Consider the following 15163-nt stretch of genomic DNA (forward strand, 5'->3'; position numbering starts at 1 on the left):
AGGCTCTGAATGAGCTTGCTAACTGATAAAAATTTCTTGCTGATTCGAGACTATTGCGTAGAGCGCAATATTCTTCTTGATCAGGACGTGGATCTTGCCAAATTTAGCTACATGAAGACCGGGGGTCATGCGCACCTGATACTAAAGCCGAGCTTGCCAGAGCAGGTTGCCGGATTGCTGGGTTTTCTTGCTAAAAACAGCTTTGGTTACAAGATCATCGGCAATACATCCAACCTGCTTTTCCTGGACGATGTGAATTATCCGATTCTCATTTCGTCTGCTGCGATGACCGAGATAATGGTCGATCGGAATAAGGGCCGGATCATGGCCCAGGGCGGGGCGATGATGCCGGACTTGTCGCGTGCCGCCCTTTCCGGTCGCCTCTCGGGCTTCGAAGGGCTGGAAGGTATTCCAGGTACTATAGGCGGGGGAATTTTCATGAACGCCGGCGCGTATGGCGCTGAACTGAAGGACAAGCTCGTGGAAGCGGAGCTGGCCTTGCCGGATGGCAGCTTGCGTCGGTTGTCCCTAGTGGATTTGCAGCTTTCGCATCGGTCATCGGTGCTCCGCCGCGAGGCGCTTGGCGGTTTTGTCTGCTCTGCGACGTTCCAGGCACAGATAGGGGACGAGAATGATATCTTCGGCAAGATGGAGATTTTCCACGCGAAACGGCACAAGTACCAAGATTTCATGTACCCGAACCTGGGAAGCATTTTTTCGGGTTCGCCCTACCGAGCCTTGGGCGCGCGTGACCGCTACTTCAAGCTGATGACAGCTGCTTATTATCTGTTGAATTATGAGCTTCGGCTGTTCAGAAGAGAGTCACCGATAAACCGAAAATGGCTGAACGATCTGGTTTTGAAGCGTTTTCCTTTTCAGTACAAGGAGCAGCCCTTTTCGGACAAGACACTGAATTGTCTAGTCAACAGAGGTCAGGGCACCAAGGAGATGGTGCGCTTTATCCGTCAGATGGAGGAACTCACGTCTGGACTGATTCCGCTTGAAAACGAAATCGTCGAAGAGTTTTGAGCGGGTCGCGGGTAATTTCATGAAAGACGAAGTGAAGCGGCTGTATGCCGATGAAATGCCGCGCAGCCTGCGTATCCGACGACTGCTTTGGGCTATCGTATATGCCCTGTTGTTCCGGCCGACGCCGCGCTTCATGATGGAGCGTTGGCGCCTCTTTCTGTTGCGCGTCTTCGGCGCACGAATCGGAAAAGGAAGCAGGGTTGCCCCCAGCTGTTTTGTCTGGGCGCCCTGGAATCTCACGATGGGAAATTACGCCTGCCTTGCCGAAGGAGTTGATTGCTACACGATTGGTCCCATTACGATGGGAGATTATACTACCGTTAGCCAGCGTTCATTCCTGTGTTCCGCATCACATGACATCACACTCATGTCGCGCCCGCTGTTCGCAAAGCCGATCGTTATTGAAGATCACGTATGGGTCGCCGCAGAGGCGTTCGTGGGACCGGGTGTGACATTGAAGGAAGGCTCTATCGTCGGGGCAAGGGCTGTCGTTGTCAAGGACGTGGAGCCCTGGAACGTTGTTGCGGGCAACCCGGCGCGATCGGTAGGGTTGCGAAAAGTGTGCGAGGATTAAACGCGATGTCGGACGAGCGCAAGCTACTTACAGTCCTCATTTTGGCATATAACGAAGAGGTTCACATCGCCCGAGCGATTGAAAGCGTAAGTTCCTTTGCTTCCGAAATTGTCGTCGTCGATTCTTTTTCGACGGACCGGACTGTCGAGATCGCGCGAGCCCTAGGCGCTGTTGTTCTGCAAAATCCGTTTGTAAACCAGGCTAAACAGTTCCAATGGGGACTCGAGAATGCGTCGATCGACACCAATTGGGTCATGAGGCTCGATGCCGACGAAGTTATTGAACCTGAATTGCAGTCCGAGATTGCGGGAAAACTGCCGAAGCTCGGCAGCGATGTAGCCGGTGTCAACCTCAAGAGAAAGCATATCTTTCTTGGCAAATGGGTCCGTCACGGAGGCCGATATCCCGTGATCCTCACCCGAATCTGGCGCAATGGGCAGGGACGTATCGAGGATCGCTGGATGGACGAACACATTTTGGTCTGGGGTGGCCGGACCGTGCTTTTCGATGCACCTTTTTCTGATGACAATCTGAACGATCTTGGCTTCTTTACGGACAAGCATAACAAATACGCCACTCGGGAGGCCGTCGATGTTCTCAACCGGCGATATGGCCTTTTTGCCGAAGACCAAGGCCTGACTAGGGACGGATCTTCGATGCAGGCATCCGCCAAGCGTTTCATCAAAGAAAAGATCTACAATCGGATTCCTTTTCCAGTCTCCACACTTGGTTATTTTGTCTACCGGTACATTGTCCAACTCGGTTTTCTCGATGGGCGGGAAGGGCTGATCTATCATGTCCTGCAGGGCTACTGGTACCGCTTTCTCGTCGGCTCTAAGGTGCTAGAGTTTGATCGAGCTCTTAGCGCTTATCCCAGCGTTGAAGAAAAGCGGACAGCCCTGGCAAAGTTGACAGGACTCCGGTTTTGATGACCTTATTTAGCATTACACCTGTGTCTGGCAGGTCGACGAGATCGACGTGGGGTGTTAGGAATTTCGTGTACGGGCGTGCGGTTGAACATTTCTGCTTACGCCCTCGCGGCCTGGAAACGATCCGCGAGGAGAATGGTAAATTGCGATTTCGCCATCGCCCATTCCCTCGGTGGCATTTTCCGCTATTTCTCCGATCTGTTCAAGACCAGATTCAGGAGTTTCGTCGCCGCCTCATGGGATGGGAAATGGCCACTAAAGCGGGTTGCATCTATTCCGCCTCATATCCTGCTGCTTTGAAGAAATTCCTGCATTCTTCGATCGTAAAGATGTTGCAGATGTCGCCGAGGGCTTGGGTAATGGCATCGAAGCTTCGGGCGGCCCATTTACGCAGTAGGGTTTTCAGCTTGGAGAAAGCCATCTCGATCGGATTGAGGTCTGGGGAATAGGTCGGCAGGAAGAGCAGCCACGCACCGCGTGCCTTGACCAGTTCTTCGGCTCTTGGGCTTTTGTGGAAGGCGACATTGTCGAGGATCACGACGTCGCCTGGCGACAAGGTCGGGGCGAGCTGGGTTTCGATCCAGGTTTCAAAGATAGGCCGTCCATGGCGGCATCTACGATCCAAGGCGCTGTCAGACCATGACAGCGTAGACCGGCGATGAAGGTCTGGCTCTTCCAGGATGACGAGCAACGGCGCGACCTCCTGGAAATCGCCGAGGACAGATACGAGAAGCGATCCACCATCGTCACAAGCCAGGTGCCTGTCGAACACTGGTACGACATGATCGGCAATCAGACCATCGCAGATGCCGTCCTGGACCGGCTCGTGCACAATACATACCGCATCGAACTCTCCGGCGAGAGCATGCGAAAGCAACGTTCCGTCACCGCCGCGGAAACAACCCAGGCTTGACGACGCGATAATCAGGGTCCATTCATTGCGAAGACCCAGAGTTCAGCTTGAGATGACCGGCTGCAGGCCGGAATCGTGGCCGGAATGAATTCGGAATGGGTGGCCGGCATCATCGGAATACGCACAGTGGCAGGTCACCACCAACCGCACTCGCAGTTTCTGCTCTTCGTCACTCATATTTGGTGTCTACCTATTTAAAGGGGACTTCATGCGGCAGAGAATCAACACGAAAAGGCGCATAGAATGAGCGCTTACCTTCGTTTCATCGCCGAACACACACGTCGCCCCCTCAAGGAGCTGGTCTTTCCACTGTTTGACTTGAGAGTTTAATATGTTATCTCTATAGAGGTATGAGTGTGAGAGCTACATCGACCTGAATGAAACTAAATCCGCTCTTCCAGATTCTAACTGATCTCACTCTGCTATATAGCCATGGTGACGACCAGGAAATTTAAGGGGCTTGGCTGGCTATAAGGAAAGCTGGCTTACTTTAGTGTTCAGTTGGGCGCGGAGAACGGCTGGAGTTTTCGATCGTGAGAAGATGCTAATCTCAATTTATATTATCGCGATAGCCGCGCTCGTTGGGGCAATGGCTGGTCCTTGTAAATTCAAAACTTCACCAGCGTTTTTCTTGATAGGGTCATATTTGGTAGCGTCAACTGCGCTGCCAGGTTTAGTTTATACATTGACAAATGACGTGAATGTGTTGGCTGCCAATGTTCAATTGGCGTCGCTTGAAGCATCAATTGATATTGCGTTTCTGCCTATTATAGGATTTTTGTGCGGATATTTTTTGCCTTGGGTGATTTTTTCTGCTTCATCTCAGCCTAGCGGCCCTGCGCTACATATGTCGAATGCGCAACTGAGATTTTTAGAGCTCGCGAATATTTTTATATTTATAATAATTTTTCTACTTATTATGGTAAACCCTCTTGGCCCCGTAGGCTGGGTTATTTCAGCGTTCAGGCGGGTCCCGAAAGAGGGCTTTATTTTTTCTTTTATATATTTGCTTAACGTTTTTTCTAGTTATTTGACGCTTCTCGTTTTTATAGAACGAATGAACTTGAGGCTGCGACCGCCCTATGTCCTTGTTGCCGCTTCATGCACTATATTTTGGCTGTCAGGTGGACGCGTTCAGTTCGTTGTCACGGTTCTGCCGTACCTTCTTACTCTATTGGCTTTTAGAAGACTGAATCTAGCCAAGCTTGCTGTTAGTTTTGCGGTGGTGATTGCTCTGACCGGGGCTACGCTATTTCTTAGGCTTCAGATTCAAGATGACAGTGCGCAATCTGCTGGCGACATCGGATCGCGTTTCGCTTCTCAAATGCAGCTTTTTTCCGGATATAACTTGGCCGCTGATTACGTAACAGTTTACGGACACGACCCGCTCCTTTATCCAAAAATGCTTCTACAAATTATTCCTAGAGCGATCTTTCCTGATAAACCTGATCAAATTAGTAGCTTGATGAGGTATTTTTATAAAGGTGATGACCTCGGTGGTATTACTGTAGGCTTATTTGGCGAGTTCTACATCATGGCGGGTTACGTCGGATGCTTGCTTTTTGGAGTTGTTTTTGGGAGCTTAGTTTCTCTGTTCGACAGACTGTACAGAAAAGGACCGCAGCTGCGCTCTCCCCACCGTGCATTGTTGTTCTCTCTAACCAGCATCTTAGCTATATTTGTATTGCGCGGAGGGATGGATAACTCGGTCTTCCGCATAGACATTTTGCTAGCATCGTTCCTATTCACGCTTGTAGCATGCTGGATTTTGGGTAGAGGTGACGTACAAGCTCGCGGTCAATTTCCGAAATGAGTGACGAAGGCCCAAACGACTACTCAATTTCCCTTCCATAACCAATAGTCCCAGAGAGCGTCATGCGTTATTTCATCACCGGAACAGCAGGTTTCATCGGTTTTCATTTGGCGCGGCGTTTGCTGGAGGATGGGCACGACGTTCTCGGTTTCGACGGTATGACGGCGTATTACAGCTTGGCGCTCAAGGAGGCGCGTCACGCGGCGCTCGCCCAGTTTCCTGCCTTCCGTCCGGTCATAGGCATGTTAGAAGACAAGTCTCTGCTCGAAACGTCTGCCGAGAACTTCAAGCCAGACGTCATGATCCATCTGGCAGCCCAGGCAGGCGTGCGCTACAGCTTGGAAAATCCGAAGGCGTATCTCGATTCCAATCTCGTCGGTTCGTGGAATATCCTCGAAATCGCCCGCAACCATTGCGTCGGCCACCTAATGCTGGCCTCGACATCGTCGGTCTATGGTGCCAATTTTAAAGTTCCTTTCCGTGAGACGGACCATACCGACGAACCGCTGACCTTCTATGCTGCGACCAAGAAGGCAACGGAGCTGATGGCGCATTCCTACGCGCATCTTTACAAGATGCCCGTCACCGCCTTCCGCTTCTTTACCGTCTATGGGCCCTGGGGCCGGCCGGACATGGCGCTATTCAAGTTCGTAAAGGCGATGATCGATGATCGTGAGATTGAGGTCTACGGCGAAGGAAAGATGAGCCGGGACTTCACCTACATCGACGATCTTGTTACCTCGATCATTGACCTTTCGCGGATCTATCCGGGTGAGGACAACCGTGTCGCCGATATTGATACACTATCATGCCAGGGGCCCTTCAGGGTCGTAAACATCGGCGGCGGCCAGCCTGTCGGTCTTGTCGAGTTCGTCGAGACGATCGAACGCATAATGGGTAAGCCGGCAAGACGCAGGATGCTGCCGATGCAGAAAGGCGATGTGCCGCGAACATTTGCCAGCCCGAACCTTCTGGTGGCGCTCACCGGACGCAAGCCGGAAACCGGTCTTGAAGAGGGGGTCGGCGCATTCGTGCAGTGGTATCTGGATCATCGGCACGCAGTCGACTGACCTTTGGCTCCATAGCGGCCGCAGAATTGTCGTTTCACCGCGCTAAGAGTGGATACGTTTGCTATGTTACGACGTCAATTTATACTGTCGGGTTTGGCTTCAACGATCGCTAGCAAGACAGGCGCGAGCCAAAGCTATGTGACACCGCAAGCATTTGGAGCCCGCGCAATCGGAGAGGGCTTCGATGACGCACCCGCAATTCAACGAGCCGTAGATTATATTTGGAGAAGTAAAGCGGCGAGTGTAGTGTTTTTCCCCGCTGTAGATGCTTTCTATAATGTCCGTGCGCCAATTATTTGCAGGCCAGGAGTCTCGCTTAAGGGTGAAAACAGTAAGATTAAAAACCTGAACACAGAAGGTTTCATAGAAAGGTCAGTTTTTCTTCCCGGCAATTTCCATCCTGATTTTACAGAGAAGCTTGACTATCAGAGTTTGTTTCCAACTCAGAGCCCCGGCCACTTTCGCTTGAAGCAAGGATCTAGCATTCACTATGTGCGTGGTAAACAGGTGTTTGTGACTAGCCTGGAATTTGATTATACTGGTAAATTCAGGATTCCCGAATACGGATGGCTGAACGAAGTCATAGATGTTGATGGGGAGTGGTTGTCGCTTCGATACCCAATGGATGTCGAGAAGGAGGAATATCAAATTGCAGGACTTGGATCCCCGGCGCGAAATGACATCCCGCTATTCTTCTATTCGGACGGGGAAATAAGCGGCTTTAATATCGAAAGTGAGGGACGCTGGATAGGCGATACAGCAACCTACAATGTTCGATTTCGAAATAATGTCGTTCGCAGTCGCTCAGCAATTTATGGGAATACCTTTCAGAAGACTGTTTGGGAGAACAACGCGTTTACCGCGAGGACAGGTTTCAACGAGCAATCTCACAACAGCGCGGATAATCTTGTTTTGAACAATTCCTTTGTAAGGCAGGCCCAAGTGGATGAGCCATTTGTTGGTTTCTCCTTTCAGGAGTTTGCGCGAAATATAGCGTTCAAAAACAACACCGCGGAAGTAGGCCGGTGTGACGGCAAGCGAGGGCCAGTGGTATGGTTTCTTAATGCTTCAAACATCAGTTTTTCAGACACGAGTGTGTCAGTTGGTGGGTTCGGAGCAACGAGCCTTGCCGCGTTCGGTAGGCGTGGGGCTACACAAACGTTTCCTCAAGCAAAAAACCGAATAGTGAATTGCGCATTTGACGTCGAGCAATGTGGACGGTTTGCAGAGGTCAATGGCTTCGAATCTCCTCACATTTTTGGAAATTTCATAGAGAATTGTATGTTCGAGGGAAATACCTCCAGTGAGGCGTTTCGCTTCAATGGAAACATATACAATTTTGAAATAACGGGTTCTTCTTGGAGTGGCCGCATAGTCGTTGACGGGCTTCCGCCAAAGATATACTGAACGCGGACAATTAGGATTAATCAGGTATTATTTCTGAAGTTGCATATGGATAGTGGTTGCTGTATCCACATCTGAATATTGCGTTTAGGGCAAATCATGTTTTCGCGAATGTTCCGTCCAAGTGCGAAGCTGTCGCGTCTTATCAATCTCCTATGTCTAATAGGTGGGTTTGGTATTGGCCAGGGCTCCATCTTTCTGGCGCAGACGTGGCTGGTCGCCCATGGTCAGCTTCAGCTCCTCGCTCTCTTTGGGACGCATTTCTCTGTTTCTATGTTCGGGATAACAGTAGTCGAGGCAGGCTCGATCACCATCTTAGCTCGCAAGGTAGCCTCATTGCCAGAAGGTGAGTCGGCTGACACGGTGTGGCGGGCATTTTGTGAAACCAGCGTGTTCCGTGTCACGCTCGCGTGCCTTGCCACCACCTTCACTCTTTGCGTTTCGCGGTTCCTGCCAGCAAATGATTTCACTCAGGCGTTCGTCTGGTACTCCGCACCAGCTTATCTTCTATGGTCAATAAACGCGGCTGGCATGCTTGATGGCCTCAAGCTAAGTGGCATCAGCGGTTTATCTGGATCGATTTCCTACCTGGCTTCGGCGATTGGCCTTTTCCTAGCCCGGGACGCATCGTTGCATGAAGCAGGAGTGGTTCTTGGAAGCGCGTTCAGTGTTGGCTTTCTACTGACGATCTGTGTGCAATACGCTGCTCTTTTGAAAGCAGGCTGGATGCCGCGTTATGTCAGGCCGAGCCGCCGTGGAGTTTTCGGGGCAATGCTTGCTGGCCTATCGATGTTGGGTGGAAATCTGCCCGGGCAGGTTTACTTCAGGATACAGTTGCTTATTTCGTCGACTTGGCTCGGAGTGGATACGACGGCAGTCTTCATCTACGTGAAGCAGATTGTATCGGCATTTACCCAGTTGGTCGGCTTTATTCGGCGTGTCGAGTTCCCCGAACTCGTGAAGCGTATTTCCAAAGCGGATAGCCGACCGCTCAGCGTTATTTTCAGATCTCAAAGATTAGGCACGATCCTCGGTGTTGTGGGTGCAGTGGCTGCTGCCATTGGAGGGGTTGCTATTGCAACGTTTGGGCAGGGGATAGCGGACAATGTTGGCTTGGGCCTAGCAATTTTTGCGGTGACAATTTTTTCGTCGACTATCGCCCTCTCAATGAATCAAGGACTTGCAGCCCAAGGTAGATTTACAACTTTGATGCTAGTGTCGCTTTTCGCCTTAAGTGCGGGGATAGCCAGTAGCTTTGTATTTGCGCCGCTGATCGGAATCGCAGCATTTGCACTAGGGGATTTTTTTGCGAATATCTGCGGCATTAGTGCTGCGATATTCATTCTAAAGAGACACGAACGTCTTGGGTAACGTAGCAGTTTGTCGGGGTAAGATGAAAGTATTGCACTACGTATCGTCACTTTCTAGAACCGCCGGAGGCCTGTACTATTCAGTTTCCGGTTTATCAAAAGCGCTATCCGCACTAGGGCAACAAGTTACCGTGGTGGGTGGCGCGAATAGACACTTTGAGGAAGATAAGCATATTTGGGGTAACCTTCCGCTTTACCCTCATTCACTGCGTTTTTCATACGGCTTTGATCTCCGGGTGTTTGGAGAAATTAGACGCCAAAAACCAGATATTGTGCACATCCATGGGATCTGGTGTGCGGCGTCGATGTACGGGCGTTTTGCATCACTTTTGGGCATCCCGGTTGTCGTCTCGCCCCGGGGCATGTTGGATCCCTGGATTCTTGCGCGACGTGCGAAAGTGAAACGCATTCATGCGGCTACGCTTGAGAAACCTCTAATGTCGAAGGCCTTTGTGCATGCATTGAATACTTCTGAGAGAGATTCAGCGGCTCGATTTTTACCCGGCCTTCAGGAGAGAACGTTTGTCCTACCCAATGGAATTGCTGACGGCGTCGATGCCGAGCCGAACAGATCAACTAACGACGTTTTGTACCTAGGCCGTTTGCACGAGAAAAAGCAGGTGCTCGAACTCATTGACGCTTGGAAAAAAAGAGTTAGCCCGGATAAGCAAAATCTAGTGATCGCTGGGTGGGGGAATAAAGATTATGAGGAGAAGGTAACGCAAGCGGCAAGCGGTGCGTCGAACATAAGGTTTGTCGGCCCGCTTTACGGCCCTGCAAAACTGGAGGCGTTGCAAAGTTCCCGGTTTTTCATACTTCCTTCTCTCAGTGAAGGTCTGCCGATGGCTGTGTTAGAGGCTTTGCAGCATGGTTGCATCCCTATTTTGACAAATGAATGCAACCTTCCGGAATTGTTTTCAGATGGAATTGCCTATCGCATTTCCGCAGATTTTAGTGATTTCCGATCCGTTGTGGGTGCGGCATTGTCTTTATCGAAGCAAGAGGCGCAAGCGCGATCATTGGAGGCCGCCAATTATGCTAAACGGTATCTTTGGACGACAATCGCTGCTTCAATGATCACTCAGTATGAGGCGATCATCGATGGTGGCAGGATGGCGGATCAATCATGATGGTCGCGGTCGGCAAGGTGATCACAAAAGGCATTACGCGCTGTTCTGAAGCGCTTCTTTACATATGGCATCGTTACATCTTTTTGTCTTGGGCGCGTTATGGGAAAGGGGTTAGGTTCCTTGGGTCCGTTACCTGTCGCGGTGTCAGTGGAAAAATACACTTTGGGGATCGCTCTATCATAGGTGGCGGGGTGTCGCTAAGTGTTGCGCGCGGTGGTGAAATCTTCATCGGCAAAGACACGTCGGTCAATCAGGGCACGATCATATCATCGCTTGAAAAGGTGGTGATTGGGGAAGGGGTGAGAATAGGGGAGTATTGCAGCATACGAGACAACGATCATCGTATTGTCGGTAGGGCAAGAATTCTCGCAAGCGGGTTTGTGGTGAAGCCCGTCGTAATCGAAGACGATGTTTGGATCGGAAGAAATTCGACTATTATGCCAGGTTGCACGATAGGTGAAGGGGCCGTCATCGGGGCTAACGCCTTTGTAAATCGCGACGTTCCTGCATTTACGATTGCCGTGGGATCGCCAGCTCGATTCATTAAGACGAGAGTATCTTAGCGCACGTCCGTTGACCGCGGAATCGCGCTGAGGCATTCCCTTGTTTGGGAATTCTGATTAGACTAAGCTGCTGATTGCGTCGATTTTCTGCCTGCTTTTACTAGGACTACTTTGGCAGAATTGGCATGCGCGTCCTAAACGATCGGAACCTGCCTCTGCCGCGCCGTGATCGTCATAATGAATTACATTGGGCGTGCGGATTCCGACGTGAAGCCGGCCAGCATTCCGATCAAAGACCGGCCACCATTCCGATTTGAAGCCGGCCACGATTCCAATCAAAGATCGGCCGGTTTTCGGCACTGAAGGATACTCCCCTGGGTCAGCAACTTTGGCATCAAATGAACCACGCGCAACGTGGAGATTTCGATGCCGGCAAAGAGAAGGCTGACCATGAGACAGTTACGACAAATGCTGCGGCTTGCCGGTAGCGGGACCAGCGCCCGTGAGATTGCGGTCGTTTTAGGAATAGCGCGCAGCCCGGTGCAGGATAATCGTAAGCATTCGCCGAGGACCGCAGGTTCAGCTTTTCTTGCGCGATCGGCGCTTCCACTTTGCGGCGAGAGCCTCGACGTTTTTGCGGAGATTGGCGGCGTCGACATCGCCCGGATCGTAGTGTGCGTGGCCCCACCATTCGACAAGTTCGTGGTGACGCTCATGGTTGGTGTCCGCAATGGCTTCGCGGAACTCTTGATAGCCCCAGGGACCGCCGACATCCTCCGGTGGACACCGTCCGACAACCTCGAGAAGGAATGGATCGTCGAAGCCGGCCGTCGCTGGAAAGATCTTTTCGATTTTCACGGTGTGCGTCCAGCCGTCGCCGAAGTCATAGAGGTACTTGAATGATTTCGCGCCAATATCTTCGATGGCAGCAAGAAGCGTTTCCTTGCGTGCATCGATGGGACCACCAAAGCCGTCATCAGGCAGGCCGAAGTCGATGTCACGGATCCTGAACTGTAAGCATTCGCCGAGGACCGCAGGTTCAGCGTAACCGTTGCGAGCGCCCCACATTCAACACGGATTCCGGATCGCGCATAATTGCCGTGTATTGAATACTGCAATGTTGAGGTTGTGCGGGTGTCGGACGATGAGAGTTTGGTTTCGCATCATGCTGATGATGGTCATCAGCATGATGCGCAAGGCAGTTCGGACAGATCGGGAAGGTCAGCCCGTCGTGTCGAAGTGATCATTGGCGGCAACCAACGGCGCCGATGGACTGGGGAAGACAAGGCCAGGATCACGGCGGCGAGTTTTGTGCCTGGCGCCAATATCGCCGCGGTGGCGCGCGAGCATGGTGTCAGCCAGGGCTTGCTCAGAAGTGGCTCGGTTTGTCTGAACAGTTTCGGGCTTTTTGCTAAGTGGATTTCCGCCTTGATTACGCCGCTACCATCATTGGTGTCAGCGCGTTGAAGTAGGCCCGATCCGGTGTTTGCCGGTCAAGGGATGAATGTGGGCGTCGGCTATTGTAAAAGGTAAGATATCGGCCAATGCCGACGCGGGCCTCGGACACGGTCTTGTAGGCGTGGAGGTAGACCTCCTCGTATTTGATCGACCGCCAGAGCCGCTCGACGAAGACATTGTCCCGCCATGCGCCCTTGCCATCCATCGAGATGGCAATCTCTGCTTTCTTCAGCACCGCCGTGAAGTCGATGGAGGTGAACTGCGATCCCTGGTCGGTATTGAAGATTTCCGGCCTGCCATGACGGGCAAGTGCCTCCTCCACCGCCTCGATGCAGAAGGCTGCTTCCATCGTGATCGACAACCGCCATGACAGAACCCTCCGGCTGAACCAGTCGATGACGGCACAGAGATAGACGAATCCCCGCGCCATCGGCACATACGTTATGTCCATTGCCCACACCTGGTTAGGCCGGGTGACCGCCAGCTTGCGCAGGAGGTAGGGATAGATTTTGTGCCCAGGCGCTGGTTTTGAGGTGTTTGGGCGGCGATAGATCGCCTCGATGCCCATCTTCTTCATCAGCGTGGCGACATGCAGCCGCCCAGTCTCCAGCCCTTCTCCTCTCAAGAGCCCTTGCAACATCCGACTTCCGGCAAAGGGGTAGTCGAGATGCAACTCGTCAATCCGCCGCATCAGGGCAAGATCGACGTCTGGGACTGGACGAGGCAGATAATAGACACTGCCACGGCTGAAGCCGAGAAGCTTCGCCTGGCGTGCGACCGACAGTTCGTGCTCGCGGTCGATCATTTTTTTCCGCCCAGCAAGCCCGCTTTGCCGAGCGCTCCGGCTAAAAAATCGTTTTCCAGCGTCAGCTCCCCGATTTTAGCGTGCAGCGTTTTGACATCAACGGTTGGACCCGCCGGTTCCGCTTTGGCTTCATCGCCGAAAACGCCTGTCGCCCCCTCAAGGAGTTGGTCTTTCCACTGTTTGATCTGGTTGGCGTGCACGTCGAACTGTTGGGATAATTCCACCAGCGTCTGCTCGCCTCGGATGGCGGCGAGCGCCACCTTTGCCTTGAAAGCCGGGCTGTGGTTCCGGCGCGGTCGTCTCGTCATGGTATCTCCTGTTCCCGGCATCTAATACCAACCGTCATTGATCAGAACCCTTGCGTCCATTTGCGTCTTCCGATTGACATGATCTTCCATGGTCGGTCCTGCAGGGTTCTCCAAGCGTAGCAGCAATGGTCGACGATATCCTCGTAGGTCTTGAAGATGCGGTTCGAGAGCCAGTTGTCCCTCATGAACTGCCAGATGTTTTCGACAGGGTTCAATTCAGGCGACTTGGGCGGTAGTGGCAGGATGGTGATGTTTTCAGGAACGATGAGATTGTTGGACATGTGCCATGCGGCCTGATCCATGATGAGGATGGCATGGCCATCGTCCGCGACGTTGCGGGATATCTCGATCAAATGCTGGTTCATGGCATGGGTGTCGCACCACGGCATGACGAGAGCGGCGGCCTTGCCAAGCTTGGGGCAGATGGCACCGAAGATATAGGCCGAACGGGTTCGCTGGTCGTGCGGCGCGGACGGCCTCGATCCCCGCCTGGCCCAGCGGCGGGTAATCTTGTTCTTCTGGCCTATCCGAGCTTCGTCCTGGAACCAGATTTCGATCACTTTGCCCTTGGCGGGGCCGGCGGTGATTTCTGCCACAGCGGCGGGGAAGTTTTTTTAAATGCCTCGGCCGCCTCCGGATCCTGCGCATGATGTCTTGGGCGAGCCGAGAGCTTGCGATACCCCATGGCACGCACTTCGCGCCCCAGGGTCTCCTCGCTCACCGAGATGCGGAACTCTTCCCAAATCCATTGAGCCAGATCACACAGACGCCATCGGACGACGCCATCAAGATAAGATGTCGGTCCGCGCTCGATGGCTTGCGCCAAGGCCGTTCGCTGTTCGTCGTTCAGGAGAGAAGGTTTTCCCGGAGCCTTGCCGTTGATCAGTCCGTCGGGACCGCGAGCATTGAAGCGGACCACCCAGTCGCGCACGATCTGAACGGTCACGCTGCCGAGCCGAGCGGCATCGGCCCGTGAACCGCCGTCATAGATCGATGCGAGCGCCAGAAGCCGCCGCGCCTGATCGGCATCGCGCGTCTGCCGGGCCAGTCGCCGTAGCATGGACCCGTCGAAATCCGACCGTAAAGAAAGCGCTGAACCCATCGCAAACCTCCTGTTTGAGCTAGAGATTCAGATTCGTCGGCTTTTGGGAATCCCAAGAGTCAGTCTCAGCGACGATTGGTATAAGCCGAAGTCAGGCCGAAATTCCACTTATCCCGCCTGTGCAGATTTTCCGAGCCAGCTCTCTCCATTACTGGCGCCGCTGCGCCCGCGAGCGGGTCCCGGACGAGCAGGAGATGCGATTTGTGCCGGTCGTAACACGTGATGACGAGCAGCCGGTGGCTCGTACAGACGAGCGGTTGACGATGCGCGTTGAGATCGGTGGCGCCAGTGTTCTCATCGAATGCAGCGTTGACGAGCGAGCGCTGCGAACAGTGTTCAGCGCGTTGCGGGGCTCGGCTTGATCTCGTTGCGATCGGGGTTGCGGATTTTGATCGCGTCCAGACCGGTTGATTTTAGAAAAGGCATCAACTCCCTTGCGGCATTGGTATCGACGACGCTGGGAGCAAATCCGTACTCAGGCGACATCTACATCTTCCGCAGCAAGCGCAGTGACCGAGTGAAGATCGTGGTATGGGACGGCAGTGGCATGGTCCTGCTGACGAAAATCTTGGAAGATCGCCAATTCACATGGCCTCCTGTTCGAGACGGCGCCGTTCATCTCAGCGGGAGCGAAACAGCGCTTCTGTTGGATGGTCTCGACTGGACAAAGGTGGATCAGAAACCGGTCAAACGCCCGACAAAGATAGCCTGATCCTGTTGTAATAAATGGACAAATGTGGCCTTCTCGGCTATTG

The 15163-nt window shown here is 52.8% G+C and carries 14 protein-coding genes and 3 pseudogenes; 12 read left to right on the forward strand and 5 right to left on the reverse strand.

Translation table 11 applies throughout. From position 1 onward, the window contains the following. Nucleotides 1–9: 9 nt before the first annotated feature. The 3 genes from AC4CWH_RS20760 to AC4CWH_RS20770 are packed head-to-tail and all read left to right on the forward strand — an operon-like array spanning nt 10 to nt 2532. Nucleotides 10–1029 carry an FAD-binding protein gene (locus AC4CWH_RS20760; RefSeq protein ID WP_491322156.1) on the forward strand — a complete coding sequence of 340 codons (1020 nt, stop codon included), beginning with the start codon at nt 10–12 and terminating at the stop codon, nt 1027–1029. Between the two features lie 19 nt (nt 1030–1048). Then, nucleotides 1049–1603 carry an LbetaH domain-containing protein gene (locus tag AC4CWH_RS20765; RefSeq protein ID WP_491322157.1) on the forward strand — a complete coding sequence of 185 codons (555 nt, stop codon included), beginning with the start codon at nt 1049–1051 and terminating at the stop codon, nt 1601–1603. Nucleotides 1604–1608: 5 nt separating this feature from the next. Then, nucleotides 1609–2532: a glycosyltransferase family 2 protein gene (locus AC4CWH_RS20770; protein ID WP_491322158.1), complete on the forward strand. Its 924-nt coding sequence runs from the start codon at nt 1609–1611 to the stop codon at nt 2530–2532. Between the two features lie 98 nt (nt 2533–2630). Here the strand turns inward: AC4CWH_RS20770 and AC4CWH_RS20775 are convergent. Both AC4CWH_RS20775 and AC4CWH_RS20780 read right to left on the reverse strand, forming a co-directional pair. Then, nucleotides 2631–2801 (reverse strand): annotated as a pseudogene (locus AC4CWH_RS20775) (IS256 family transposase); the annotation flags it as partial. Between the two features lie 2 nt (nt 2802–2803). Then, nucleotides 2804–3210: pseudogene (locus tag AC4CWH_RS20780) on the reverse strand (transposase); the annotation flags it as partial. 7 nt (nt 3211–3217) lie between these two features. On the opposite strand from AC4CWH_RS20780, the pseudogene AC4CWH_RS20785 reads away from it, so the two are divergent. The 7 genes and pseudogenes from AC4CWH_RS20785 to AC4CWH_RS20815 all read left to right on the forward strand — a co-directional run. Next, nucleotides 3218–3445 (forward strand): annotated as a pseudogene (locus AC4CWH_RS20785) (ATP-binding protein); the annotation flags it as partial. Nucleotides 3446–3905: 460 nt separating this feature from the next. Continuing rightward, a complete protein-coding gene (locus tag AC4CWH_RS20790) occupies nt 3906–5258 on the forward strand; it encodes an O-antigen polymerase (protein WP_491322159.1) in 1353 nt (450 codons plus the stop codon). Nucleotides 5259–5320: 62 nt separating this feature from the next. Continuing rightward, nucleotides 5321–6328: an NAD-dependent epimerase/dehydratase family protein gene (locus AC4CWH_RS20795; protein ID WP_491322160.1), complete on the forward strand. Its 1008-nt coding sequence runs from the start codon at nt 5321–5323 to the stop codon at nt 6326–6328. Nucleotides 6329–6391: 63 nt separating this feature from the next. After that, nucleotides 6392–7735 (forward strand): hypothetical protein, encoded by a 1344-nt coding sequence (locus AC4CWH_RS20800; RefSeq protein WP_491322161.1) that lies wholly within the window; start codon nt 6392–6394, stop codon nt 7733–7735. Between the two features lie 96 nt (nt 7736–7831). After that, nucleotides 7832–9103 carry a hypothetical protein gene (locus AC4CWH_RS20805; RefSeq protein ID WP_491322162.1) on the forward strand — a complete coding sequence of 424 codons (1272 nt, stop codon included), beginning with the start codon at nt 7832–7834 and terminating at the stop codon, nt 9101–9103. A gap of 22 nt (nt 9104–9125) precedes the next feature. Beyond that, nucleotides 9126–10232 carry a glycosyltransferase gene (locus tag AC4CWH_RS20810; RefSeq protein ID WP_491322163.1) on the forward strand — a complete coding sequence of 369 codons (1107 nt, stop codon included), beginning with the start codon at nt 9126–9128 and terminating at the stop codon, nt 10230–10232. After that, on the forward strand, nt 10229–10795 hold the full coding sequence (locus tag AC4CWH_RS20815; protein WP_491322164.1) for an acyltransferase: 567 nt from the start codon (nt 10229–10231) through the stop codon (nt 10793–10795). Before AC4CWH_RS20810 ends, AC4CWH_RS20815 begins: the two co-directional genes overlap by 4 nt. Nucleotides 10796–11314: 519 nt before the next feature. Here the strand turns inward: AC4CWH_RS20815 and AC4CWH_RS20820 are convergent. Then, on the reverse strand, nt 11315–11803 hold the full coding sequence (locus AC4CWH_RS20820; RefSeq protein WP_491322165.1) for a plasmid pRiA4b ORF-3 family protein: 489 nt from the start codon (nt 11801–11803) through the stop codon (nt 11315–11317). A gap of 66 nt (nt 11804–11869) precedes the next feature. On the opposite strand from AC4CWH_RS20820, the gene AC4CWH_RS20825 reads away from it, so the two are divergent. Then, entirely contained in the window at nt 11870–12202 is a 333-nt protein-coding gene (locus AC4CWH_RS20825) for a transposase (RefSeq protein WP_491322166.1), read from the forward strand. On the opposite strand, the gene AC4CWH_RS20830 is transcribed toward AC4CWH_RS20825, so the two are convergent. Together AC4CWH_RS20830 and AC4CWH_RS20835 are read right to left on the reverse strand one after the other, a co-directional pair. Then, a protein-coding gene (locus AC4CWH_RS20830) for an IS3 family transposase (protein ID WP_491322167.1) occupies nt 12168–13306 on the reverse strand; the annotation gives its coding sequence in 2 pieces (ribosomal slippage) (nt 12168–13039 and nt 13039–13306; 1140 coding nt in all). The two genes, AC4CWH_RS20825 and AC4CWH_RS20830, sit on opposite strands and share 35 nt — an antisense overlap. Nucleotides 13307–13347: 41 nt before the next feature. Continuing rightward, a protein-coding gene (locus tag AC4CWH_RS20835; RefSeq protein ID WP_491320474.1) for an IS630 family transposase occupies nt 13348–14408 on the reverse strand; the annotation gives its coding sequence in 2 pieces (ribosomal slippage) (nt 13348–13916 and nt 13916–14408; 1062 coding nt in all). 358 nt (nt 14409–14766) lie between these two features. On the opposite strand from AC4CWH_RS20835, the gene tnpB reads away from it, so the two are divergent. Further along, on the forward strand, nt 14767–15120 hold the full coding sequence (gene tnpB, locus AC4CWH_RS20840; protein ID WP_491322168.1) for an IS66 family insertion sequence element accessory protein TnpB: 354 nt from the start codon (nt 14767–14769) through the stop codon (nt 15118–15120). Nucleotides 15121–15163: the final 43 nt, after the last annotated feature.

This window comes from Neorhizobium sp. PAMB6716 (assembly GCF_058242805.1).